The sequence below is a fragment of the Sphingobacterium griseoflavum genome, assembly GCF_014653155.1.
Lineage (GTDB): Bacteria > Bacteroidota > Bacteroidia > Sphingobacteriales > Sphingobacteriaceae > Sphingobacterium > Sphingobacterium griseoflavum.
This window is the reverse complement of the sequence record NZ_BNAF01000012.1, coordinates 144,681-169,249: the sequence shown is the minus strand read 5'-3', so window position 1 is coordinate 169,249 and position 24,569 is coordinate 144,681. Positions and strand designations below refer to the sequence as shown.

Sequence of the window (24,569 nt, the reverse complement as noted above, 5' to 3'; positions counted from 1 at the left end):
TAAGATAGAAAATAGCGCGAGGTAAACAAGTAAAAAAAACCGTCCCATAATTACTTATGAGACGGCCTCATATTTGAAGCTGTGAAAATTTGATTTCGATATTTATTTCAACAAACCTCCCATTCCAAAAGCAGTTAATGCTTTCTCATATTGAACCTGAACGGCCTCATTTGCAGCTTTAAGGTATTCTCCGGTGAAAGGGTCGACATTGGTTCTGATCGGACGCTGACCTTTGGGTAAGCTGATTAAATTTACCACGGCGTCTGCAACATCTTGCGGATCGGGATTTAAGGTTTCGAATGCCTTGCCAACAGCGGCAGCCATTTTATTCGGATAATCTGCGATTGCTTCGTAACCATCATTAACCGAAACATCGGAACCAGGGTTGAATTTTTGTGACATCTCTGTCGGGAAAGCACCTGGCTGCAGAATGGCAACATCAACACCCAATGGTCTTACTTCGTAATGCAAACCTTCGCTGATGCCTTCCAAGGCAAATTTTGAAGCACTGTACATGGCCGCAAAAGGAAACGAAACAGCACCAAATCCGCTGGTAATATTGATGATAAGACCTTCGGATTGTTTGCGCATAAAGGGCAGCATCAATTTCATCAATCGCCAAGGTGCGATGACATTGATATCGAATAGTTCCTGCACATCGGCAGTGGTAAAACTTTCGGCTACACCGTTTCTGCTAAAACCTGCATTGTTTACCAACACATCTATTGTTCCTTCTTTTTCGATGATGGTATCTATGGCATTCTGCACACTATTTTCGTCCGTAAGTGCAACATCCAAAACCGTGACGTTCGCTATCTCTGAAAGAGCTTTTGCTTTGTCTGAATTTTTACCTTTTGTATCTCTCATTGTTGCGTAAACTTGGTTTCCCAAGGCTGCCACGCTTTTCACCGTAAGCCATCCAAATCCGCTATTTGTTCCTGTTATTAATACAATTTTTTTGCTCATTGTTTTTTGCCTTAAATTAATGATACAAAGTTCCGACCTTTAAAAACGAAAACATTTACCATTTGGTAAAAAGCGATTTTAGCGAATGTTTTTCCTAATTCTGCTTAACGATTGTTGGGTAATCCCCAAATAAGAAGCGATATATGATAGCGGAACACGATTGATAAGCATTGGATATTTTTGAAGAAATGACAAATAACGGGTCGTTGCATCTTCCGACACCAATGGACTTCTTCTATCCATCGCATCTGACAAACATTTTTGGGTTATTTTAGCTGCGATCCTGTCCCAATCAACTATTGTATTTGAGAGTGCATCCCAGTCTTTCTTCGTAAAAGCGAGCAATTTACAATCGGTAACTGCCTGAATATATTCTGAAGAAAGTGCTTGTGCTTCAAATTTTTGCTGGTCTGAAACAAAACTGTATTCGTCAATAAAGTAATGGGTTATCTCTTCGCCTTTATTGTTGTAATAGCAACACCGAAAAACGCCTTCCAAAACAAAACCAATGTATTTCGGAACTTTCCCAGCTTCCGAAAAATAATCATCTTTTTTCAAATCCACTTCCGTTGTTTTACTTTTGATAAAGTTGATTTGCTGTGGGTTCAGATTGCCAAACTGCAGTATATATTCAATCAATTTTTCCATTGTTGTAAAGTTAAGAAGGCGTTTTAATGAAGGAGTTAACATTTGGTAAAAAGTGATGTGTAGCGAGTTTGGCACAGAATCGTGTCAGGTCTTTAGTTTATCAGATTTCAGAATATTTTCTAGTGAAATCTAGACCTAAATTCAAGAGGACTTTGATTGGTTTTTGTCTTAAATAATTTACTGAAGCTTTGTGGATGCTCAAATCCTAACCCATAGGCTATTTCGCTAACGGATAATGCCGTGGTTGACAGTTTCTCTTTTGCTTTTTCTATCAGCTTTTCGTGGATATGCTGTTGTGTAGTTTGTCCGGTTAGAGATTTTAATAGACTTCCTAGGTAATTGGTTGACATATTGAGCTGTTCGGCAATCCAATGGGCGGTTGGTAAACCTTTATCAATTACATCATCCTTAAAGTAGCCATCAAGGATAATTTCCAGTTTTTCTAAAACCTGGTGATTGGTCTTCTTTCTTGTAATAAATTGCCGCTGATAAAATCTTTCGCAATAATTTAAAATAACCTCAATCTGGGAGATGACAATATTTTGGGTAAACTCATCAATTCCAGATTGATATTCTTTTTCAATTGCTTTGAAAAGCCCGATTAAAGTCTCTTCTTCTTTTTCGGAAAGAAATAAGGCTTCATTCACATCATAACCAAAAAATTTATAGTTATTAATCGTTTTTGCTAAAGATGTATTCCATATAAAATCGGGATGGAAAGCCAGAAGGTAGCCCGAAGGCTTTTTTTCAGTCTTACTAATGTTCAATCGTACAACTTGCCGGGGTCCAATAAAAGACATTAAGCCTTCATCAAAATCATATTGACTCTGCCCATAATGAAACTTTCCCTGAATATCTCTTTTGAAACCAATAAAATACAAATCCTGAACCCAGCTGATTTCAGATTCCTCGATTTGATATTCCACCAACCTATAATCTACCAAACTGATGAGTGGATGCTGAGGCTTTGGCAATCCAGAAATCTTATGAAATTCCGAAATGGTATCAATGGTGTATAATTTTCTATTATGCATAATCTAAAAAAATAAAGGCAACAGCAAGAACTGTTGCCCATACAAATTTAATAATCTGTAGATGTACTTAGCTTTTTAAATGCAGAGATTTCGTTTTGAAGTGCATTTAGTTTGTCTTCGGCAAGGCTGAATGCATCAGAACCTAAAACCAAATGAATTGGTGGATTTTTCATGGAAACCAATTCTACCAGTGCAAGAGCTGCCTTTTCAGGGTCGCCGGGTTGATGGCCGTTAATGTCTTTTTCGTGCGCCGTTTGAAGTTGTCTTGCCACGGTGTATTCTTCGATTTCAGTTTTTGGCGTTCTGAGCGAACCGCCAGTCAAGAAATCAGTTCTGAAATATCCCGGATAAACAACTGTTGCATTCACCCCGAATTCTTTCACTTCCGCAGCCAAAGCTTCTGTGAAGCCTACAACGGCAAACTTGGTAGCACAATAGATTCCCCAACCTGCAAATTCTCCTGTTAGGCCACCAATGGAAGCAATATTGATAATAAAACCGTTTTTTTGTTTTCTCAGGTAAGGCATTGTTTTTCTGATGATGTTCAGCGAACCGAACACATTGATGTCAAAATTCTGCCGGCTTTCCAGGTCCGTAATTTCTTCTAAGGTTCCCAATTGTCCGAAACCGGCGTTGTTTACAACGACCTCTAATTTGTTGAATTTCGCTATCGCTTTTTCAACCGCTGCTTCAACGGAAGTTTCATTGACTAAATCAACTTCCAAAGGAATAAACGACTCATTTTCATCGCTTACTGCGCTCTCCAATTCGGCAATATTTCTGGAAGTTGCGGCCACAAAATGACCCTCTGCCAATAACCTTTTTACTAAAGTTAGACCTAAACCTTTTGAAGCACCTGTTACGAACCATACTTTTTTTGTGTCCATTTTTTGATTGTTTTATTTGAGTATTAATGACAATGCAAATTTGGTCAGCATTTAATAATAGGATGTAGCTAAATCACGGCTTGTTGTAGCTGAAACAAATATCTTAATTATAAGACCGCCTAAACTCAGAAGGCGACATATCGGTTTTCTTTTTAAAAAGTATACTGAAGGACTGCGAATGCTCAAATCCTAATGCATAGGCTATTTCGCTAACGGATAATGCCGTGCTTGACAGTTTCTCCTTTGCTTTTTCTATCAGCTTTTCATGGATATGCTGTTGTGTGGTCTGGCCAGTTAATTGCTTCAATAAACTACCTAAATATTTGGGTGAAATACGCAGTGAATCTGCTACAAATTGGACGCTTGGCAAGCCTTTCGACAGCAACCCTTCATTGTTGAAATAGTCGTTCAGTACCGTTTCTAATTTATCTAAAAGCTGGTGGTTGGTTATTTTCCGGGTAATGAACTGGCGTTCATAAAATCGTTGGGCATACGTAAACAACAATTCTAATTGGGCAATAATTACATCCTGGCTGAACTTATCGATGTTGGCATTGTATTCGAAACGAATGTTGTCGATAATGCCGTTCATCATGGCTTCTTCTTTATCAGAAAGGAACAGCGCTTCATTGGCCGCATAATCAAAATATTCATATTGTTTTATCTTTTTTGCCAAAGAAGTGTTCCACAAAAAATCAGGATGTATCAGCAGCATCCAGCCCTGCATATCAGGCGGTATACCGCCATCTTCGCCACGCATGATTTGTCCCGGTGCCATAAATGCCATCAGGCCTTCATCAAAGTCATATTTCTGTTGCCCGTACAATAAATTGTTACAACCCCTTTTGAGTGATACGGTATAGAAGTCAAGCAATATGCTCACTACGTTTGATTCATTGGTAAATTTGGACACATCGACGATGCTGATGAGCGGATGCTGCGGCTTTTCTATTCCGGCCAAACGGTGTGCGTCTGCTATGGATTTTATGCGATAGGGTAACATATTAAGCAATGGATTTTATAAACGGATATTTCAACCAGATCATCACCAGCGGCATGATCAAAAACGGAATTTCTATCAATGCCATTTTAAAGTTGCCTGCTCTCACTGCTAATGTCATGATGATGACAATCGAAATGGCATTGAGCACATTGCCAATGAAAAATGTTTTTGGGATAAGGAGTAAAACACCAATTAACAAGGTCATGCCGCCAAAAATGGGAATCATGTTTTCTGTAATGCCCAGTTCGGTCATCATTTTGAGCGATTCTGGATTTTTTTTGTAGTTAAAGGTGTCCCAGCCGTGCTTGAATGCGAGATAAACAGATAGCAGCAGCAATACCAAAGAAATTATACTTTTTATCATAGTTCGTTGTTTTTAAATGGTACACTAATTTATTGAATTCTTTTAAATTTCATTGTTTTACCCAAAAGTGAAACCCCTAGATAACCCCGGAGATGCAATTCGTTTTCTGATTTCAATTTGGCATTGAGGCTGTACGTATCGCCATCACTGGGATTATATAGTTTTCCACCGCTGTATTCCCCTTTTTCAAATTTAAGATCGGTGACATTTACAATGCCTTGCCTGGAGCGGTTTTTCAGACATTTATTAGGGTTATTGTTGTCTTTTTTTGGCGTTTTTCCATCGGCTTCAAACATATTGGATGCCCATAACAGTTTCCCGAAATATTTGCCGTCTTGTTTGAAAATTGCAAATTTCAACTTTACATCTCCGGCTACACTTTCCCATTTTCCAATGATTTTGTCTGCGGGTTGTTGTGCAAAGCTTAGCGCAGATGTCAGCAACATAACGGTTGCAAAAAGTAACTTCTTCATAAGTGCTTATTTATTGTTTTTTTAGTTTTTTGATCGCTTTAAATTCTCCATGCCCCACCTTCAGCATTAAGCCAGGCATTATCTTAGTCGCCAATTGGATGATGCGGATCATAAATGGTTTCAATTCTTTTTTATCTTTCTGCAGACCGTCTACAACGACTCTTACCATATCATCTGCATTCATCATCATGCTTTCGTTGGGCTTTTTTACCCAATCGTCTTGCAATTTTGTTTTTACCCCCGGTGGTATCATCTCAAATACTTTTACATTCGTATCTTCCAGTTGCAAACGCAGCGATTGGGTGTAGGCACGGACCGCTGCTTTCGTGGCACTATAAATGGGAGCTGCTGAGTAACTCATAAAGGCGATCCCCGACGATACATTGACTATACCGGCAGATGGCTGTTTCAATAAATGAGGCAAAAACTGATGCACCATTTGGATGGTGCCGGTAAGGTTGGTGGCTATTTCCCGGTTGATGTTTTCTAGATCCAATGACTGGTCCTGAAGGTCTATCAGGCGCATCATCCCGGCGTTGTTGATGAGGATGTTGAGCTTGGGAAATTGTGTAGTGACGTCTTTGTATAGTTGCTCAATGTCTTGGGGATTACTTACGTCACTCTGGAAAGTATGTACACCCGGATACAGTTTTTTTGTTTCGTTTAGTGCATCTTGTTTACGACCTGTAACGATTACTGCTGCTCCTATTTCGGTGAATTGCTTTACCATTTCTAATCCCATTCCGGCTGTTCCTCCCGTGATGAGGATGGTACTGTTTTTTAAATCCATTTTCTTGACTATTTGTTGAAGCAAAGATCAATAGGAATCAATATGTCGATGTAACCAAAAGTCGGATTATTGTAGTGAAAAGTGAATATTAGGGTTTGATTTGTTTCACTTCTACTGCTATACACTATTCCCAGCGCATTTCCGCCGGAAATACCAAGAAGATCGATATTTACCCTGATCCGGTCGCCAGTGGGATGGATGTTTATAGATAATAAATTAATCTAAAAGATATAGCTCACTTTCGATAATGTCGATTTTGTGTAGTTTCTCATCGATAACTGTATCGATTGCTACTGTTCTATTTGCTTTCTTTGAATCCGAGGGTTTTAAGATGCAGACTGATGCATGCGGTTTAGAAATCAACTGTGCCTAAGGCTTTCATAATTGTAATTTCACCTAGGTATTTTCTATTTAAAAACAAATCGTGATCAAGTCTAAAAACATAACAAAGGCTACGGGCGTGTTCATCCTGATAACTACACTTTTGTTTCTTTGGGAAGTTGCGCATAATTTAGAGCCCATATTAATTACGCGTTTAAAGCGATTTTTCGACTTATCTACCGCAGAATCTACTTTAGTGGATTCTTCCGTCTATATTGTCTATTTGGTTATGGCTTTATTGGCGGGTCGGTTGATGAAGCGTGTAGGCTATCGATGGGGAATTATCATTGGTTTACCTAATAAATAGATATGGATAAAAATAAATACAGAAAGAAGCAACCCCTTTCCCTCCCCCCAATTGTGTTTGGAACAAGTGGGCTAGGTAATCTTTATGAGGATATTCCTTACAATTCCAAACTTCAGGTTGTTGAGCAATCCATGAAGGGCGACGAGCAGGAGATAACGGTTTTTGATTCTGCCGGCAAATATGGAGCGGGATTGTCATTGCATGTTTTGGGGAAATGTCTACAGGATCTGGATGTTGATCCATCGCGTGTTTTGATCAGTAATAAATTGGGTTGGTTTCAGACACCTTTGCTCACTAAAGAGCCAACCTTTGAGCCAGGAGTATGGAAAGGGATTAAAAATGATGCCGAGCAAAGGATCAGTTATAACGGAATAAAAGAATGTTACGTGCAGGGAAACAATCTCCTTTACCCATACAGAGCTGCACTCTTGTCCGTGCATGATCCGGATGAATACCTAGCAACAGCAGATTCAGCGGAAGAAGCACAATTGCGGTATAGGGAGGTCTTGGAAGCTTACCGGGCACTTTTGGAATTGCGTGAGGCAGGCGAAGTCATTGGCATAGGGGTAGGATGTAAGGATTGGAAAGTTGTACAGCGAATTGCGTCTGATATCGATTTAGATTGGGTAATGATCGCCAATAGCCTGACTATACATAGCCATCCACAGGAATTAGTGGACTTTATTGAGGAGCTACAGAAGCGCGGAGTTTGTGTTGTGAATTCAGCAGTCTTCAATGGCGGATTTCTTACAGGAGGCGATCATTATAACTATCGTTTGGTGGACAGGGGTACTAAAGCAGGACAAGATTTATACCACTGGCGAGATCAATTCTGGTCGATATGCGCTAAACATGGAGTAAAGCCAGCGGAAGCATGTTTCAATTTTAGCTTCAATATCCCAGGAGTGGCGAGTATCGCACTCAACACGACGAAACCCGAGAAGGTGAGGCCGAATATAAACATGGCGTCCAAGGTTATCCCGACTGCTTTTTGGGAAGAAATGCATGCACTCGGATTATTGGAAAGGGTATTTGGATAATGCCTTTAGATAGTATGGATACGTTGATATGCTTAGAATCAAACAGGTTTGAATATAGGTTGATGCCAATTCCTAAGTCGCAACCAAATCAGGTGCTGGTAGAGATTCCTCAGGTAGAAATTTGTGGAACGGACTATTTCATGCGTTCAAGGCAAGTCAACTTTTTTTGATTATCCGAGGATTTTAGGACATGAGGTTGCCGTCCGTATAGTAGATGAAGGCGACAGGACATTTGCGAAAGGAGAGTTGGCTACATGTATGCCGTAGCTTGCCGGTGGAATATGTACCGCTGCTCATGAATCTTTTTTAGGATTAGATAGCCGGATTATAAAAGTAGAAGTGGAATTTTAGTCTTTTGCTTGATTGGCAAAAACTTTGAGTCTTTTTTTGTAAGAGGTAGGGTTTTCGCCTGTCAGCTTTTTAAAAAGGCGATTAAAATAAAAAACATTATCAAAGCCTAATTTAAAGGCCAGCTCTTGCACACTATAGTCTCCCACTAATAACATGAGCTGCGCCTTTTCGATCTTTTTTCGGTTGATGTATTTTCCAGGTGTGCAATTGATCTGTTTTTTGAATGATCTGATCAAGTGATCTTTCGTCAAGAAGGAAATATCAGCCAATTCAGAAATGGATATCGTGGTATCAATGTGCGAATGGATGTAGTCAAGTACCCTAGACATCCTTTCGTCTACATTAGGGATTTTCTCTTCTGCTTGTGCAAAAAAGCGAGAGAGGATCTGCTTTATAATTCCTTGACTTTCGAGTTCTAGAGCCAACGGGGTATTTCCCTGAAGTGCTATATTTCTGATTAGCTCGGTAGAATTGTCATAATCTTTCGGATCATAATAAGAAAGTTCCCTTCCTGGGTTTATCTCGTGTAGACGCTTAACCAAATTGGCGCTGAGTTGATCGCCGACTATTTCGACGGGAAAACTAAATAGATCAAAAATACTGCGTGGTTTATCTGGACTTTCGTAAATGTGGATGTAGAAAAGGGTAAGATCCTCCTCACACTCGTACCCATGGGGTGTATAGGAGGGAGTGAGATAAAGATGCCCTTCTTTTAATTTTATCTTACCACCGTTACGCACGATTTTCGCGGCGCCTTTTACTATATAATGAACTCTAGCAAAAGGGCTATTGATATTTTTCCAATTCCAATCTGCATGATGTTCGGCATAACCAATGTTCAACAGGATAAAATCTAAATTGTACTTTTCTCTTTTCATATGCCTTTTTCAAGATAAGGGTCAGTTGCATGAATATGTTGGCCTTTGCCTATGGTATAGTCTATTTAAATACGTCCTTCGTCGTTAGCGTAAAGGTAACCATCTTTTACGGCATGTGTCAATAGGTTGGCCTTTAAAATATCGATTAAGTGCATGTTCTTATCGATGACGGTCAAGTGCAGGTGGCTTTTCATGGCTAATTTTGACTTGTAGGCCTTAACAGTAGTAGCCAAGTATATTGTGCATTTGATTTGTTTCACCTAAGGTGCGTGGCTCCTTAAGCAAAATCCTAATCTTGGTGACAATAGAATAAGGTAACATCAGTAACAAACAAACCATAATGGAGATAAAAGATAGATATGGTGCCGTTCAGAAAAATTACGCACAACCAATAAAACGCTATTGCCAAACACTTGATTTAATCGATGATGCCGAACTTATTGCCAAGTATGTTGCCGCGCACAGCGAAGAAGTTCATTGGCAGGAAATTAGGGAAGGGATAAAGCAAGTTGGCATTTTGGAGATGGAAATTTATCTATTGGAGAATAAGCTTTTTATGATCGTAGAAACAGGGGTCGATTTCCAGTGGGAAGATGCTTTTAACATTTTGGCCACACTTCCAAGACAGCAAGAATGGGAATGCTGGATGTCCTCATTCCAGCAGAGCAAGAAGGGGAGCACGGACAAAAAATGGAGATTGATGGATAGGATTTTCCATTTGTATCCGCGTATATCCTGAGCGATCAGTATGGTGATGCGGCGGCTTTACTGAGTCAAAGTCGATAAAGGACAAGTTTTTGTCGATAACGTGGGTTTTGTTCTTTTGAAAGACACTTACATTTGTTAGTATAATAATAGCCCTTTTATAAACCGAAGAGTTACCCTAAAATTGTCAGATCTGTCAACGGAGGTCATTCAACGGATTTTACGAAAAAGAAGATTTATGAATAGGAGAACAGTTATTAAGATGTTGGGAACAGCTATTCCAGCTCTTTATTTAAGTAAATTTTCCCATGGTCAGGGAAATTGGGTGAAGGTGCCGTTTAGACCTGATTGGGTTTCTTTAGAGAATTATCGCGTTCCCGAATGGTTCCGCGATGCAAAGTTCGGTATATGGGCGCACTGGGGCCCGCAATGTCAGCCTGAGCGTGGCGATTGGTATGCCAGAGGTATGTACGAGGAAGGATCTGATCAATACAATTATCACGTACAGACCTACGGTCATCCTTCTCAATTCGGATTCAAGGACGTTATAAACGAATGGAAGGCCGAGCAATGGGATGCCGAACAATTGATGGATCTATATGCCCGTACCGGTGCACAGTATTTTATGGCGCTTGCCAATCATCATGATAATTTGGACTTGTATAAGAGTAGTCATCACCAATGGAACAGTACGATGGTTGGTCCAAAAAAGGATATTGTAGCAGGATGGGAACGTGCAGCTAAAAAAAGAGGTATGCGTTTCGGCGTGAGTGTTCATGCCGCACATGCTTGGACTTGGTATGAGACTGCACAACGATCGGATAAAAAGGGACCGCTCAAAGGGATTCCATACGACGGCAAGCTAAGCGAGTCAGATGGTAAAGGCAAATGGTGGGAGGGTATGGATCCGCAGGGACTTTACGCCCAAGATCATGCCTTGAGCAAAGATAGCGAGGATGGACATAGTATACATAGACAATGGCACTGGGATGTCAGTACTGGCGTAAACGTACCCACGAAAGACTATTGCGAAAACTTCAGGGATAGAACATTAGAGCTTATTGATAACTACAGACCAGATATTGTATATTTCGACGATACTGCGCTTCCCCTATGGCCTATAAGTGATGTAGGTCTTCAGATAGCGGCACATTTCTATAACGAAAACCAAAAATGGCATGGTGGAAAACTACAGGCCGTGATAAACGGAAAGATTTTGGATGAAAAGCAACGTAAATGCATGGTATGGGATATAGAACGTGGTCAGAGCAATAAAATAGAGCCCGAGCCGTGGCAAACCTGTACCTGTATAGGTGCTTGGCATTACGATCGGAGGATATATGATAACGGACATTACAAATCGGCAAAAACGGTGATTCACATGCTGGTGGATGTCGTTAGTAAAAATGGCAATTTGCTTTTGAGCGTTCCGCTTCGTGGAGACGGCTCTTTGGATGATAAGGCGCGCCTGGTGGTCGAGGGGATAGCAGATTGGATGCAGGTAAATTCTGAAGCGATAATAGGAAGCAGGCCGTGGGATGTTTTCGGTGAAGGTCCTGCACAGAAAGATGCACCAGAATTGACGGCCCAGGGATTCAACGAGGGCAAAGGTAAACCCTTCACAGCAGATGATATCCGTTTCACGACCAAAGGGAAGGATCTATTTGCTACGGTGCTGGGAATTCCCGATAACAATACAGTCACTATCAAATCGCTGGGAAAAACGAATAGTAAACGAAAGAAAATAAGCAAAATAGTGGCTTTGGGCAGTAATAATCCTTTAGATTTTGTCAGGCATAACACACACCTAGAGGTAAATATTCCCAAGCATGTGTATAGAGACGACATAGCGTTCGTGCTCAGAATATCTTAGTTTGTGATGCTTTAGTGTTCTTGGTGGATGGCTGATACATGCTGTATACGGTATCAGCCATCCAAGAATGCGCTTATTTATATTTATACCGCTAACCAAATATTTAGTGGTGGTTGCCAAGGTGTAGCCGCCTTTTTTCGAACTTAATAAAACTCAAAATGATCGCTGGATTTTTTTTCTGTGGTGCTATTAAATGGCGTTACGTGATGATCGCATCGCTGTTATTGTTTGTGTGGTCTCTTTCTGCTCAAACGTCTGGATTAATATCCGGTATTGTTATTAACGAAAATGGAGAACCGCTTTCTGGGGCAACGGTGACCGTCAAAGGGACGGTCATGTCAGTTTCAACGGATGGTAAGGGCGAGTTTCGACTGCAGACCGACGCAAAAAGCGGAATCTTGGTTGTTTCGTTTACCGGATTTGTTACAACAGAATTCAATTTGGACGGGAAAGATTTCTACCGTTTTGAAATTAAATCGATAAGTGCTGGTCTTGAAGAGGTTGTCGTCGTAGGCTATGGTACCCAAAAAAGAGTCAATTTAACCGGATCTGTTTCATCCGTTTCAGCAAAAGATATTGAAGACAGGCCTATTACGCAGGCTTCTCAAGCTTTAGCTGGGTTAGCTACAGGGGTATCCGTTTCGCAGGGGGCTGGAAGACCAGGCAACGATGGGGCTTCAGTTAGAATACGCGGTCTTGGTACGTTTTCTGGTGCAGGAAACGAACCACTTGTTTTAATCGATGGATTGGCGGCATCTTTAAATGACATTGATCCCAACAATATTAAAAGCATATCGGTGCTCAAAGACGCTGCGTCCGCATCGATCTATGGAACACGGGCAGCAAACGGTGTTATTTTGGTAGAAACGAAAAGGGGATCAAGCGGACGTCTGATGGTGAACTATAACAATACTATAGGTTGGCAACGTGTGACCGAATTACCGGATTTCGTGAATTCTGGAAGTTATGCCGAACTCTTCAATGAAGCGAATACAAATATGGGCAGAGCGCTAACCTACACACAGGAAGAAATCAATAAGTTTAATTCTGGTAGCGATCCGGATAATTATCCAAATGTACCCCATCTAAAAAATTTACTGAATTCCGGTTCCGGGTTCCAGACCAACCATAATCTTGGCTTTTCAGGGGGAAATGACCAAAGCCGCTATCTATTTTCCCTAGGTTATCTTAATCAGGATGGAATCGTAGCGAAAAACAACTACCAGCGTTACAACTTTTTACTGAATTTCGACAGCGAAATATTCGAAAACTTAAAATTAAAGGTCAATGTAAACGGAAACACGGCAAAAACCGCAGAACCAAAGCATTTTGATGGCGATATGATGCATATGATAGGTTTCGCTGTACGCCAAGGACCCATTTACGCTGGAAGAAAAAGCGATGGTACTTATGGATACCAAGACAACTACAGCCCTGAAGCATGGATGTCGAGTGAGTCTTTTGTTAACCGTGCCAACAAGTTCTTCCTTGGTGGAGCCGAACTAGCCTGGGAACTTTTGCCCGGTCTTACTTGGAGCGGAAAAGCTGGTTACAACTATTCCAACTATACCGATAATAGCTTCACTTCAAATTTCGTCTTTGACGAAAATAAAACCGTAGGCCCGAATAATCTTAATGTAAGCTCGGGTGACAACTCCTTAATTACACTACAATCGCTGGTTAACCTCGATAAGAAGTTTGGCACCCACGTACTGAATCTGTTGGGAGGATATTCAGAAGAACGCTACCGTTCGGATTGGACATCGGCGTTCCGTGATAATTTTCCCAGTAATCTTTTACATGAATTGAACGCAGGTGCGTCATCAAATATGCAATCTTCGGGCTCAGGAGAAGAGTGGGCGTTGAGATCTTTCTTCGGTAGGGCACAGTATAATATTGACGATCGCTATTTGCTGGAAGCAAATGCACGTTACGATGGTACTTCTAGGTTTCCTGGCAGTGGAAGATGGGGACTTTTTCCTTCGATATCAGCAGGTTGGAGGATTTCAGAAGAATCCTTTTTCAAAAACAATGTGACAGCTATCGATAACCTCAAACTGCGAGCCTCTTGGGGGCAACTGGGGAATCAGAACATAGGCAATTATCCCTATCAAAATGTTCTCAATTTAGGCTATGGTTACCCGATAGGGGATGTGTTTTCTCCTGGGGCTAGGCTTGTGAACCTAGCCAATGCGGACATAACCTGGGAAACAACGACGGTCACCGATATAGGTGTCGATTTAACCTTACTAAACGGCAAGTTAGATTTTGTAGTCGATTACTTCGACAAGTATACCGATGATATTCTTTATAATTTGACTGTTTCTGGTGTCCTTGGCTTAACCCCCTCTGAGGTAAATGCAGCGGCGGTCCGAAACCGGGGTATAGAATTAATGGCAAGATATAGCGGTAATATAGGCAAAGTAGGCTTTTCATTCAGCCCAAATTTTACCTATACAAAGAATAGGGTAACGCGTTTAGCAGGGGATCTTCAGCAGGATATCGCTAAGGGACTGTTTGTAGGACATTCCTTGGGCGCGATATATGGATATAGTGCTGATGGTCTGTTTGTAAACGACGCGGATGTCGCTGACTATGCCACGCAACCATATGCTGCTGAGCCTGGATTCGTGCGATATGCAGATATCAGCGGACCGGACGGGGTCCCAGATGGCATTGTCGACCCCACTTACGACCGTCAGATCATCGGAAACACGGTGCCAAAGTATAGCTTTGGGGCAACTTTGAATCTCGATTACCGAGGATTTGATGCCTCGCTGATCCTCCATGGTTTGGCTGGTTTCGAAAGACAAATGGGAGCTTACCAGGCGTTTGCTTTCTATAACGGGGGGCAGATTCAACAGTGGCAGGCCGATGGTCGTTGGACTGCGGAAAATCCTGATCCGAATGCTGATTATATTAAGCTTAGCAGTTTAAATATGGGATCAGGAACAATCATGACTTCAACGTTTTGGAATAGGAATGCTTCTTTCCTGCGCGTGAAAAATGCGCAAATAGGTTATTCGTTCGGTGAACAGACAATCAAGAAAATCGGTGTTTCCCGATTACGTGTGTTCCTAAGTGGACAAAATCTACTGTCCTTCAATAGTTTCTATAGAGGATGGGATCCTGAAATGAATCAGGCGACCGGAGATAATACGCCGTTTTACCCGATAACAAGTGTTTACACTTTTGGAGTTAATGTTAATTTTTAGTAGACATTATAATATATTTATTATGAAAACCAATATGATTTGCCGCCTATTGGTGGTTACTACAATATTTTCGTCGAGTGTACTGTTAAATGGCTGTAGCAAGGATTTTTTTGATAAGAATCCATTGGATGCTATTTCAGATGCCACTTTTTGGAAAACCGAAAGTGATGCAATGCTTGCATTGACTGGATGCTATAATACTGGGGGCTTTTGGAAAGGTGAAGATTTTTGGACGCCTAGGAGCATGGTTTTTTTGGATATGATGGCCGGCAATGGGTCGGAAAAGGAATCTATTCCCGACAGGATGACAGACGGAACGTTGAACTCGGCTTATTGGGTCGTAGAATCCTATTGGAAAAATTCCTACCAAAAGATTGCTGCCTGTAATAACTTTCTTGATCATATCGATCTGGTGAGTATGGATAATGATTTGAAAGCCTCGTTGGTTGCTGAAGTTCGGACACTGCGTGCATACGAATATTTTAATTTAGGTCTTTATTATGGAGGAGTACCACTGGTAAAAAATATTCTATCCATCGATCAGGCAAATAGTGTTGAGCGTGCCTCTAGGGATGAAGTTTGGGATTTTGCAGAAACCGAACTCGATGAAAGCTACGGACTACTTCCCAATACGCGGCCAACCAGTGAATCTGGGAGGATCACTGCTGGTGCGGCGCTAGCCATACAAGGGCGGCTACTAATGGCGAGAGAAAAGTGGTCCAGCGCGCAGGAAGTATACAAAAAGGTGATAGATGCTAAGGTGTATGAAATAACGCCAAATTACCAATCTGTTTTTAATCTGGGCAACGGTGGGGGAAAGGAAGTAGTATTGAGTTCGCAATACAAGGAAGATGTATTTGGACATGTACTATTGCAATATCTATACCCAGAAACTTGGGGCGGTTGGCATCAATTTTCGCCTTACAACGAACTTGTGAAGAGTTTCGAGTGTAGCGATGGAAAAACCATTGAAGAGTCACCTACGTACGAGGTGCATAACCCTTATGTAAACCGGGACCCACGATTGGATTATACGATTTTAATCTCTGACCGTTCAACTTTTAAAGGGCAAACCTACGTATCTCGGCCCGGTACTTCCTCACCGGACAGATTTAATCGATATAATTGGAGCGGTTATTCTATACGAAAATTTATGGACGAGTCTTTCGACGGAAATTTGATGAATTATGGGGCAAATTTCCCGCTGATACGATATGCTGAGGTCTTATTGGGCTATTTGGAGTCTGCTTTGGAAGCCGGTTCTACACTTGACCAAACGTTGCTTGACAACACCATTAACTTGGTCAGGGGACGCGCTGATGTCCAAATGCCTGCAGTAACGTTAACAGACAGGAATGTCTTGCGCAATATAATAAGACGCGAAAGACGCGTCGAGTTTGCATTCGAAGGTCTTCGATATTACGATATTCTGCGCTGGGGAATAGCCGGTACAGAACTTAATTGGCAGTTTACCGGTATGAAACTGACCAACACGCCGAATACTTATAATGATTTCGCAGTGGATGCGGAGGGATACCTGATTTATCAAAAGCGTGCGTTTAAAGTGGGAGTTAATGAACTTTGGCCAATACCGCTTTCCGAAATACAGATAAACCCGAAGTTGACCCAAAATAAAGGCTATTAATGGAGGTTTTGTGATGGATAAAGGAGATTACCTACAGCCGACGCTATAGTTGGCTGTAGTAAACCAAGCCTAAATTTTAGTTGCTGTCAGCAAGGCTTTTGCAGGCAGTTGTTACTGTAATAAGTTAGTTTTTTATTTAGTGCAATAGTGGTTAAGGGCAGTTTTTTCTAGTTGCTGATCACTACTTATTCTAAAAAAAGACGAAGAATACTTTGCTAACCAATTTTTAAAGACATATGATTCACCGAAAAAAATCTCCTAAATGGCCCTTAGGCCTCTTGCGGTATTTACCTTTCCTATTCTTTACTTTTGGCCTAATCCATTCAGCCGATGCGCAGCGAGTAAAAGTTTCAGGCGTTGTCAAAGATGCATCGCAGGCGTTAATTGGTGTGACCGTTGTTGTCGAAGGAAGTTCGTTATCCACAACGACAGATAGTACAGGAAGCTATCTTTTGAATGTGCCAGCAGGTAGCACGCTGAAATTTTTTCACATCGGTCATCAAAGCAGTCAGCTATCTCTACAAAATTATGTTCCATTGTCTTCTGGCGAGTATCGTATTGATGTCGTCATGGAGAGTCAGAATAACGATATAGACGAGGTTACGGTAGTTGCCTTTGGTACCCAACGTAAATCGAGCATGGTCAGTGCCATAGAGACGGTGAGTCCCAAAGAATTAAAGGTTCCTTCCAGCAACTTAACGACCGCATTGGCAGGCCGTATTGCTGGGGTTATCGCTTACCAGCGTAGTGGCGAGCCAGGTCAAGACAACGCATCGTTTTTCATTCGGGGTGTCACCACTTTTGGTTATAAAGTGGATCCACTTATTTTGATAGATAACGTAGAGGTTAGTGCAACAGAATTGGCACGCATGCAACCGGATGACATCGAGAGTTTCTCGATCATGAAAGATGCCACCGCAACAGCTCTTTATGGCGCTAGAGGTGCAAATGGCGTGATCCTGATCACGACGAAAGCGGGCAAGGAAGGACCTGCGAAAATTTCTTTTCGAGCCGAGAATTCATTCTCTTCGCCGACAAAAAACATCAAACTGGCAGATCCGGTAACTTATATGCAACTGGCGAATGAATCGGTACTGACAAGAAATCCCTTGGGCTCGCTTCCATATGCGCAGAACAAAATAGACCAGACTGCTGCCGGTGCCAATGAGTATATTTATCCCGCGGTAGATTGGATGGACGCATTACTGCGGGATTACACGACCAATCAAAGGTATAATTTTAGTGCAAGCGGTGGCGGTCAGGTTGCTCGTTATTATATCGCAGGAACGATGAATCAGGACAATGGGATTTTAAAAGTGGACAAGCGTAACAATTTCAACAGCAACATCAACTTGAAATCTTACCAACTTCGCTCAAATATAAACCTCAATATGACAAAATCCACTGAAGTTATCGTGCGACTGTCAGGTAGCTTCGATGATTACAGAGGCCCTATTGATGGCGGAAGCGGAATGTATACAAAAATAATGCGATCATCTCCTGTCGATTTCCCGGCCTTCTTTCCTGCCGAGCTCATGCCTAGAACAAATCATATTTTGTTTGGAAATGTGGAAGGAGCCTCGCTTATAAATCCATATGCCGATATGGTAAAAGGTTACAAGGATTATTCAAAATCTTTAATGAATGCCCAATTTGAACTTAAACAGGATTTAGGAGCACTTACCGAGGGATTAAGTCTGCGCGGGCTATTTAATACTTCGCGTTACTCTTTTTTCGATTTGAATCGTAACTATAATCCATTCTACTATCGTGCCACGGGATACAACGCAATTAATGATACCTATGCTTTGGCTTTGTTAAACGAAAATAGTGCTACAGAATATCTTAACTACAACGAAGGTGCGAAAGATATCAATACAACGGTTTATATGGAAGGAGCGGTCAATTATATAAATACCTTTGGAAAGCATGATGTTAGTGGTCTTTTAGTCTATATACGCAGACAACAACTTTTCGCTAATCAAGGTACTTTGCAAAGGTCGCTTCCTTACAGAAATCAAGGTTTGTCGGGACGTTTTACCTATGGTTATGACAACCGCTATATGCTGGAAGCTAATTTCGGTTATAACGGATCCGAACGATTCTATGAGACCGAAAGATATGGTTTTTTTCCAGCCGCTGGTGCCGGATGGTATATCTCCAATGAACGGTTTTGGGAGCCACTTTCAAAAATCGTTACTAAACTGAAGTTGCGCGCAACCTATGGAATGGTAGGCAATGACGCGATAGGCGGGGCGGATGACCGTTTTTTTTATCTTTCAGAGGTTAACATGAATGATGATGGCCGAGGTGCAGTATTTGGGGAAAGATTCAATTATTACCGACCGGGCATTACCGTAAATCGATACGATAACAGGTTGATCACTTGGGAGCGTTCAACAAAACTTAACACTGGATTTGAATTTGGACTTTTCAACGCTTTTGAACTTCAGGTCGATTATTTTAATGAAACCCGTGACAATATATTGATGAATAGGGCGGCGATACCTACCACGATGGGTTTGTCGGCAGACGTCAGGGCTAACGTGGGCCGAGCAAAGGCTTATGGTGTAGACCTATCTGCCGACTTTAACAAATCATTTGGTGAATTATGGCTTCAAATGCGTGGGAATTTTACCTACGCAAGAAGTGAATTTCTCGAATACGAAGAGCCAGAATATGCGGAGCAATATAAGCTCAGACCGGGCAATTCGATCAATCAGGTTTTTGGTCTTGTCGCCGAAAGATTGTTTGTGGATGAATTCGAAGTCGCTAACGCCCCTCGCCAAAATTACGGCGATTATATGGCCGGCGACATAAAATACAGAGACTTAAACATGGATGGTCGTATTACCGATCTAGATCAGGTGCCCATAGGTTACCCAACAGTTCCTGAAATAATCTATGGTTTCGGGTTTTCAACTGGCATGAAAGGATTCGATTTATCGGTCTTTATGCAGGGCTCCGCAAGATCATCTTTTTGGATAGACCCGAGAGCTACGGCACCGTTTGTTTCCTATAATTATCCTGGCGAAAGCCTTGCAGGAACTCAAAATGCGCTCTTGGAGGCCTATGCGAATGATCATTGGTCGGAGAGTAATAGGAATCTTTACGCGCTGTGGCCACGGTTGAGCAATGCGGTTAACAATAACAATGGACAGACAAGTACATGGTTTATGCGTAACGGTGCGTTTCTTCGACTAAAGACCGTAGAATTTGGTTACAGCATCCCTCAAAAAGTATTAAAAAATGTGAAGTTGGGGATGGCTAGGGCATACCTCAGTGGTATTAACCTAGCAAACATCACTGGCTTTAAGCTTTGGGATATCGAAATGGGGGGAAATGGTCTTGGATATCCCGTACAACGCGTTTTTAATTTAGGTTTACAAATTGGCTTTTAACATGAAGATCACATACATTATTACCTTGTTTTCGACGGTCTTGTTGACCTCCTGCAAGGATTATCTGGACATCGTTCCAGATAACGTAGCAACGATAGATAATGCTTTTACCAATAGGAATGAAGCTGAAAAATTTTTATTCACTTGCTATTCCTATTTGCCACAGGAAAGTTATATATACGAAAACCCCGCGTTATTGGGGGGAGACGAATTGTGGACTTATTGGCCAATTACCGGATTAAGTAGGCTGCCTACTTTTCCTCAAGAAATAGCAAGGGGAAATCAGGGCATCGTAGACCCTTATCTCAACTATTGGGATGGACAGCAGTCAGGTAAGCCACTTTTTAGAGCACTTCGGGACTGTAATATATTTTTAGAGAACGTGGATCAAGTTGTCGATCTTGATCCATTTATGAGAGACCGCTGGATCGGCGAAGTACAGTTTTTGAAAGCTTATTATCACTTCTACCTAATGCGCATGTATGGCGCAATCCCTATTGTGGATCGCAATATACCTATATCTGCTTCTAAAGAGGAAGTTCGCGTTTCGCGAAATTCTATTGACGAAGTAGCTAATTACATTGTTGATTTATTGGATAGTGCAGCTGCAAAGCTGCCGGATCAGATCCAAAATAGGGCGACAGAACTTGGACATATCACTAAACCAATTGCACTTTCTATAAAAGCGAAGGTATTGGTAACGGTTGCTAGTCCATTATTTAACGGAAATAATGATTATACCGGGCTGGCGAATAAGGACGGTACCAATTTGTTTAGTCGAGGATTCGATTTGCAAAAGTGGGAAAGGGCACTTTTGGCCTGTAAGGAAGCCATTGCGGCTTGCGAAAAAGCAAACATACATCTGTACCGTTTTTCGAGTGCTTTGGTTACGGTTAACGACCGAATTCGTAAAGAAATGGATATAAGAAACAGTGTTTGTGAGCCATGGAATGAAGAGGTCATTTGGGGATTTACAAACGGAACCGGTTCGGGCATACAGCTTCAGTCCATGCCGAGGCTTAATAGCGCTTATCCCGGTAATGAGTCGACATTTGGTCAAATCGCACCAACCTTGGGAATGGCGGAAAGCTTCTATACCCGCAACGGGTTGCCTATACAGGAAGACAAAACTTGGGATTATGCAGGTCGTTTCATGCTGAAAGTTGCGGAAGCTGGTGAATTGGACTATTTGCAACAAGGTTATACTACCGCCGCTCTACATTTTGAACGTGAGCCGAGATTTTATGCCAGTATGGCCTTCGACGGATCACTGTGGTACATGGAAAATGGAACTTGGCCAGTTCAGGCTAAATCAGGACAGGCACAATCTCGAAAGTCTGCTTTTGGATATTCTATTACTGGTTATTTCCCGAAAAAATTAGTGAACTGGAAATTTGTCATTCAGTCCGGACAAGCCATATCCCAGGAACAATATCCATGGCCCGTCATAAGGCTTGCCGACCTATATCTATTATATGCAGAAGCATCTAATGAGGTCAATGGTCCTGGAGAAGAGACGTCCAAATATCTTAATATGGTTAGGGAGCGAGCTGGTATACCTACCCTTCAGGATTCCTGGCGTGATTTTGCACGTAATCCTTCGACAATTTTCTCCAAAGATGGACTGCGTGATGTTATCAGACAGGAACGGCTAGTAGAGCTGGCATTTGAAGGTCATCGGTTTTGGGATCTAAGGCGGTGGAAGCTTGCAGCAGAGGAACTTAATAAGCCCATTTATGGCTGGGACGTAGAACAGGAAGATGCCGGTAACTATTACAGAAGAAAACTGTTGTATAATCAAAGATTTACCAGTCCAAGAGATTATTTATGGCCAATTAGGGAATATAGTCTGGTAGTCAATCCAAATTTAGTACAGAACCCAGGTTGGTAACTTTTAAACTTAGTTATGATTAATTTATATAAAACCTTTGCATTGATCAATGCGTTTATGCTTTTTTACAGTTGTAAGGAGCCTAAGATCGAACCAATATACACAGCGGGACAAGCCCCCGGAAAAATCTCCGTTACTAAAATAGAAGCGCTTCCTGGAACTGTTAAAATTACCTATAACTTACCTCAGGAAAGAGACCTGCTTTATGTATCGGCTGAATATACTGATAAATACGGAAAAAAGATTGAGGGAAAGTCATCTGGATATACCAACACCATTACCATAGAGGGGTTTGCCGATACGGCCGCCTATGAGGTTTCGCTTTATGCTGTCAGCCGAACAGAGGTTAGATCATCACCAACAGTTGTTCAGGTACAGTGTTTGCTCCCCCCCGTGTATGATGTGCTTAAAAGTTTGGATATTCGAGCTGATTTCGGTGGGGTCAATGTCACATTTTCCAACCAAACGGAAGCGCCGCTATCATTGGTCGTCGCCTATCGAGACAGTCTAGGAAAGTATATCGATAAGGAAACCTTCTACACCTCACGCAAGCAGGTGTCGCTCACCGCCCGAGGGTTTTTATCGAATAGCACAGATTTTGCGATCTTTTTGCGCGATCGTTGGAACAACCGAACGGACACGCTATTTCGTACGTTAACTCCTATTTACGAACGGGAACTTGACAAAAATAGATTTCGAAGCATTACCTTACCCAGCGATGTCGCCGTTGGCTGGGGACTCCCTATTCCAAATTTATGGGATAGGGTCGTCGCTGCCGAAGGATACATGTGGCATTCCGTAGACGCGCCAATGCCCATGCATTTTAGCTTTGACTTAGGTGTTCAGGTGCAATTGAGCCGATTTGTGTTGTGGCAGAGGCAGGGGCAATGGATATACAACCACGGAAATCCAAAACGATACGAAGTATGGGGGTCGGCTAATCCCTCCAGTGACGGAAGCTGGGAAAATTGGGTTTTACTGGCTCAATGTGTGTCCGATAAACCGTCAAAACAGCCGTTGGGTATGAATACCGCTGAAGATGTCGCCGCCGCCGCTCGCGGAGAAGAAACGAATGTATCACTAGATGCTCCTAGGGTACGCTATATCCGAATAAAAGTGTTAGAACCTTGGGTTGGATCGGGAGGTCAGGCTGCGCACATTTCGGAAATGACATTTTATGGAAATGACAGTAATTGAAAAACAAAATGAGACAGATATATTTTTTAAATGTGCTATTTATCAGTTTTTGTCTGCTGGGCTGTACAAAAATGGATGACTACAAAAGGTTCTTTGATGACCAAGAAATAATTTATATTGGTAAACCTGATTCTGTCAAAGTCTTTTCTGGTAGGGAAAGAGTAGATATTCAATGGCTTATCATATCGGATCCAAAGGTAAGTTCAGCAACGATTTATTGGAACAATAGAGCAGAGCAAAAGAAAGTCGATATTCAGCGTGGAGCAGGTGTCGACACGGTTCGCACAACGATAGATGGCCTGACGCAGGGATTTCACACGTTCGAATTATTTACCATGGATCAGGAGGGAAACAGGTCGGTTTCCGTTTATACATACGGCATGGTATACGGAGATAATTATGAAGCTAGTCTACCTAATCGATCAGTTGACGGCATAAAGTACGAACCAGATGGTAATACGTTTGTCAGCTGGCTATTGGCAGATAGCGCATCTATCGGAGTTAGCTTGTCTTATGAAACTATTTTAGGAAAAAAGAGGATTAAGTACATTTCCAATGATGAACTTACAACAGAGTTGGAGGGGTGTGACCCTGATAAACAAATATTTTATCGAACAATGTACAAACCTGATCCTATGGCTATAGATACATTTTACGCACCAGAGATAACCTTAAAAGTTAATGAGATCTTGTTGAAAAATGCAGGATCACCTTTTCGTGGTACCAATATTTCAGGTAGGTGGGGCAATCTAGAATCTTGGGACACAAATACCGCCGCCAAAAATCACGATGGAATTGGAGGGTTCGATAATGTCAATAATGGCGGATTTCTATCATTCGAATATTGGAGTACACCTCCCATTATCAATGGAAAGATCTCCCAATCTATACAGCTTCCAAGTGGAAAATATCGGATGGTAGCCCGAGTTTCCAATATCGACTACACTTGCGAAGCAACGTATATGTTGGTCTGTGCAGGTTCCAACCTTTCGAATGTGGAATCCATTGACTCTGCAATAGCGGCCTTCAGGCTTACGGATAATTTTTTAAATAATAAGGATATAGCCGTCCCTTTTCAACTCAATACTAGACAATTAGTGACATTAGGTTTTCTTTCGACAATGGTGCAAAATAATCCAACGAGCGTGCGTATTTCCAGTGTACGTTTGTATCGCGAGAATGAATAGTAGGAGCCTTTCCTGGCGATATCTCCGATTTGTTGGCGAGTTTGATCAGTATATTTTTATTTTAGACTACGCCCTTAAAAAATAGAATAAATTGATTGGCCTCGACGGGAATGTAAAACAAACCGTGTCATTAGCTGAATTACCGCCCTGTTGGGATGGTAATTCAGCTACCCTTTGGCTATTGCCAAAAAGAGCAAAGTTCCAACTTTAGTTGAACTTTTGTTAGGTCTTCGCGGAGAGGGCGGGATATGTTTAGCCCCACATCCCCAAGCTTGGCGCTAAACGAGCGAAGTTCGAAGCCTGCGGGTTCTCATCCCTTAACTATTGCTAAAA

General features: G+C 41.7%; 20 protein-coding genes. 10 read left to right on the top strand and 10 right to left on the bottom strand.

All coding sequences use genetic code 11. The features are described from left to right. Positions 1-102: 102 nt before the first annotated feature. The 8 genes from IE165_RS15705 to IE165_RS15670 all read right to left on the bottom strand — a co-directional run bounded on the left by IE165_RS15705 (position 103) and on the right by IE165_RS15670 (position 6,165). A complete protein-coding gene (locus tag IE165_RS15705) occupies positions 103-966 on the bottom strand; it encodes an SDR family oxidoreductase (RefSeq protein WP_189627589.1) in 864 nt (287 codons plus the stop codon). A gap of 78 nt (positions 967-1,044) precedes the next feature. After that, positions 1,045-1,614: a Crp/Fnr family transcriptional regulator gene (locus IE165_RS15700; RefSeq protein ID WP_189627588.1), complete on the bottom strand. Its 570-nt coding sequence runs from the start codon at positions 1,612-1,614 to the stop codon at positions 1,045-1,047. A gap of 119 nt (positions 1,615-1,733) precedes the next feature. Further along, entirely contained in the window at positions 1,734-2,648 is a 915-nt protein-coding gene (locus tag IE165_RS15695) for a helix-turn-helix domain-containing protein (RefSeq protein WP_189627587.1), read from the bottom strand. 47 nt (positions 2,649-2,695) lie between these two features. Beyond that, a complete protein-coding gene (locus IE165_RS15690; protein WP_189627586.1) occupies positions 2,696-3,535 on the bottom strand; it encodes an SDR family NAD(P)-dependent oxidoreductase in 840 nt (279 codons plus the stop codon). Positions 3,536-3,638: 103 nt separating this feature from the next. After that, the gene (locus IE165_RS15685; RefSeq protein ID WP_229826591.1) at positions 3,639-4,538 is read right to left on the bottom strand and encodes a helix-turn-helix domain-containing protein; all 900 of its coding nucleotides are present in this window, start codon (positions 4,536-4,538) and stop codon (positions 3,639-3,641) included. A gap of 1 nt (position 4,539) precedes the next feature. After that, the gene (locus IE165_RS15680; RefSeq protein WP_189627584.1) at positions 4,540-4,902 is read right to left on the bottom strand and encodes a hypothetical protein; all 363 of its coding nucleotides are present in this window, start codon (positions 4,900-4,902) and stop codon (positions 4,540-4,542) included. Between the two features lie 29 nt (positions 4,903-4,931). Continuing rightward, positions 4,932-5,375 carry a DUF2147 domain-containing protein gene (locus IE165_RS15675; protein WP_189627583.1) on the bottom strand — a complete coding sequence of 148 codons (444 nt, stop codon included), beginning with the start codon at positions 5,373-5,375 and terminating at the stop codon, positions 4,932-4,934. Positions 5,376-5,385: 10 nt separating this feature from the next. Further along, a complete protein-coding gene (locus IE165_RS15670) occupies positions 5,386-6,165 on the bottom strand; it encodes an SDR family oxidoreductase (protein ID WP_189627582.1) in 780 nt (259 codons plus the stop codon). 424 nt (positions 6,166-6,589) lie between these two features. Here IE165_RS15670 and IE165_RS15665 point away from each other — a divergent pair, with 424 nt between their 5' ends. After that, positions 6,590-6,853, top strand: coding sequence for a hypothetical protein (locus IE165_RS15665; RefSeq protein ID WP_189627581.1), 264 nt, complete (start codon positions 6,590-6,592; stop codon positions 6,851-6,853). Between the two features lie 2 nt (positions 6,854-6,855). Further along, on the top strand, positions 6,856-7,893 hold the full coding sequence (locus IE165_RS15660; RefSeq protein ID WP_189627580.1) for an aldo/keto reductase: 1,038 nt from the start codon (positions 6,856-6,858) through the stop codon (positions 7,891-7,893). A 347-nt stretch (positions 7,894-8,240) separates the two neighbouring features. On the opposite strand, the gene IE165_RS15655 is transcribed toward IE165_RS15660, so the two are convergent. Together IE165_RS15655 and IE165_RS18580 are read right to left on the bottom strand one after the other, a co-directional pair. Then, positions 8,241-9,122 carry a helix-turn-helix domain-containing protein gene (locus IE165_RS15655; RefSeq protein WP_189627579.1) on the bottom strand — a complete coding sequence of 294 codons (882 nt, stop codon included), beginning with the start codon at positions 9,120-9,122 and terminating at the stop codon, positions 8,241-8,243. 65 nt (positions 9,123-9,187) lie between these two features. After that, a complete protein-coding gene (locus IE165_RS18580) occupies positions 9,188-9,316 on the bottom strand; it encodes a hypothetical protein (protein ID WP_262891183.1) in 129 nt (42 codons plus the stop codon). 146 nt (positions 9,317-9,462) lie between these two features. On the opposite strand from IE165_RS18580, the gene IE165_RS15650 reads away from it, so the two are divergent. The 8 genes from IE165_RS15650 to IE165_RS15615 all read left to right on the top strand — a co-directional run bounded on the left by IE165_RS15650 (position 9,463) and on the right by IE165_RS15615 (position 24,236). Beyond that, positions 9,463-9,861 (top strand): L-rhamnose mutarotase, encoded by a 399-nt coding sequence (locus tag IE165_RS15650; protein ID WP_189627578.1) that lies wholly within the window; start codon positions 9,463-9,465, stop codon positions 9,859-9,861. Positions 9,862-10,065: 204 nt separating this feature from the next. Beyond that, the gene (locus IE165_RS15645; RefSeq protein WP_189627577.1) at positions 10,066-11,700 is read left to right on the top strand and encodes an alpha-L-fucosidase; all 1,635 of its coding nucleotides are present in this window, start codon (positions 10,066-10,068) and stop codon (positions 11,698-11,700) included. A 158-nt stretch (positions 11,701-11,858) separates the two neighbouring features. After that, positions 11,859-14,915: a SusC/RagA family TonB-linked outer membrane protein gene (locus tag IE165_RS15640; RefSeq protein ID WP_189627576.1), complete on the top strand. Its 3,057-nt coding sequence runs from the start codon at positions 11,859-11,861 to the stop codon at positions 14,913-14,915. Positions 14,916-14,937: 22 nt separating this feature from the next. Next, positions 14,938-16,560, top strand: coding sequence for a RagB/SusD family nutrient uptake outer membrane protein (locus IE165_RS15635; protein WP_189627575.1), 1,623 nt, complete (start codon positions 14,938-14,940; stop codon positions 16,558-16,560). A 236-nt stretch (positions 16,561-16,796) separates the two neighbouring features. Further along, entirely contained in the window at positions 16,797-19,961 is a 3,165-nt protein-coding gene (locus IE165_RS15630) for a SusC/RagA family TonB-linked outer membrane protein (RefSeq protein WP_189627574.1), read from the top strand. A 1-nt stretch (position 19,962) separates the two neighbouring features. Then, a complete protein-coding gene (locus IE165_RS15625; protein WP_189627573.1) occupies positions 19,963-21,852 on the top strand; it encodes a RagB/SusD family nutrient uptake outer membrane protein in 1,890 nt (629 codons plus the stop codon). 15 nt (positions 21,853-21,867) lie between these two features. After that, entirely contained in the window at positions 21,868-23,049 is a 1,182-nt protein-coding gene (locus IE165_RS15620; protein WP_189627572.1) for a DUF5000 domain-containing lipoprotein, read from the top strand. A gap of 8 nt (positions 23,050-23,057) precedes the next feature. Next, positions 23,058-24,236, top strand: coding sequence for a DUF4998 domain-containing protein (locus IE165_RS15615; protein WP_189627571.1), 1,179 nt, complete (start codon positions 23,058-23,060; stop codon positions 24,234-24,236). Positions 24,237-24,569 lie beyond the last annotated feature (333 nt).

Bases quoted from the DNA above. Each gene is read 5' to 3' on its own strand.
- IE165_RS18580 (WP_262891183.1), bottom strand. From the start codon at position 9,316: ATGAAAAGCCACCTGCACTTGACCGTCATCGATAAGAACATGCACTTA.
- IE165_RS15695 (WP_189627587.1), bottom strand. From the start codon at position 2,648: ATGCATAATAGAAAATTATACACCATTGATACCATTTCGGAATTTCAT.
- IE165_RS15640 (WP_189627576.1), top strand. From the start codon at position 11,859: ATGATCGCTGGATTTTTTTTCTGTGGTGCTATTAAATGGCGTTACGTG.
- IE165_RS15630 (WP_189627574.1), top strand. From the start codon at position 16,797: ATGATTCACCGAAAAAAATCTCCTAAATGGCCCTTAGGCCTCTTGCGG.
- IE165_RS15650 (WP_189627578.1), top strand. From the start codon at position 9,463: ATGGAGATAAAAGATAGATATGGTGCCGTTCAGAAAAATTACGCACAA.
- IE165_RS15615 (WP_189627571.1), top strand. From the start codon at position 23,058: ATGAGACAGATATATTTTTTAAATGTGCTATTTATCAGTTTTTGTCTG.
- IE165_RS15635 (WP_189627575.1), top strand. From the start codon at position 14,938: ATGAAAACCAATATGATTTGCCGCCTATTGGTGGTTACTACAATATTT.
- IE165_RS15670 (WP_189627582.1), bottom strand. From the start codon at position 6,165: ATGGATTTAAAAAACAGTACCATCCTCATCACGGGAGGAACAGCCGGA.
- IE165_RS15660 (WP_189627580.1), top strand. From the start codon at position 6,856: ATGGATAAAAATAAATACAGAAAGAAGCAACCCCTTTCCCTCCCCCCA.
- IE165_RS15680 (WP_189627584.1), bottom strand. From the start codon at position 4,902: ATGATAAAAAGTATAATTTCTTTGGTATTGCTGCTGCTATCTGTTTAT.
- IE165_RS15625 (WP_189627573.1), top strand. From the start codon at position 19,963: ATGAAGATCACATACATTATTACCTTGTTTTCGACGGTCTTGTTGACC.
- IE165_RS15705 (WP_189627589.1), bottom strand. From the start codon at position 966: ATGAGCAAAAAAATTGTATTAATAACAGGAACAAATAGCGGATTTGGA.
- IE165_RS15700 (WP_189627588.1), bottom strand. From the start codon at position 1,614: ATGGAAAAATTGATTGAATATATACTGCAGTTTGGCAATCTGAACCCA.
- IE165_RS15655 (WP_189627579.1), bottom strand. From the start codon at position 9,122: ATGAAAAGAGAAAAGTACAATTTAGATTTTATCCTGTTGAACATTGGT.
- IE165_RS15645 (WP_189627577.1), top strand. From the start codon at position 10,066: ATGAATAGGAGAACAGTTATTAAGATGTTGGGAACAGCTATTCCAGCT.
- IE165_RS15685 (WP_229826591.1), bottom strand. From the start codon at position 4,538: ATGTTACCCTATCGCATAAAATCCATAGCAGACGCACACCGTTTGGCC.
- IE165_RS15675 (WP_189627583.1), bottom strand. From the start codon at position 5,375: ATGAAGAAGTTACTTTTTGCAACCGTTATGTTGCTGACATCTGCGCTA.
- IE165_RS15690 (WP_189627586.1), bottom strand. From the start codon at position 3,535: ATGGACACAAAAAAAGTATGGTTCGTAACAGGTGCTTCAAAAGGTTTA.
- IE165_RS15620 (WP_189627572.1), top strand. From the start codon at position 21,868: ATGATTAATTTATATAAAACCTTTGCATTGATCAATGCGTTTATGCTT.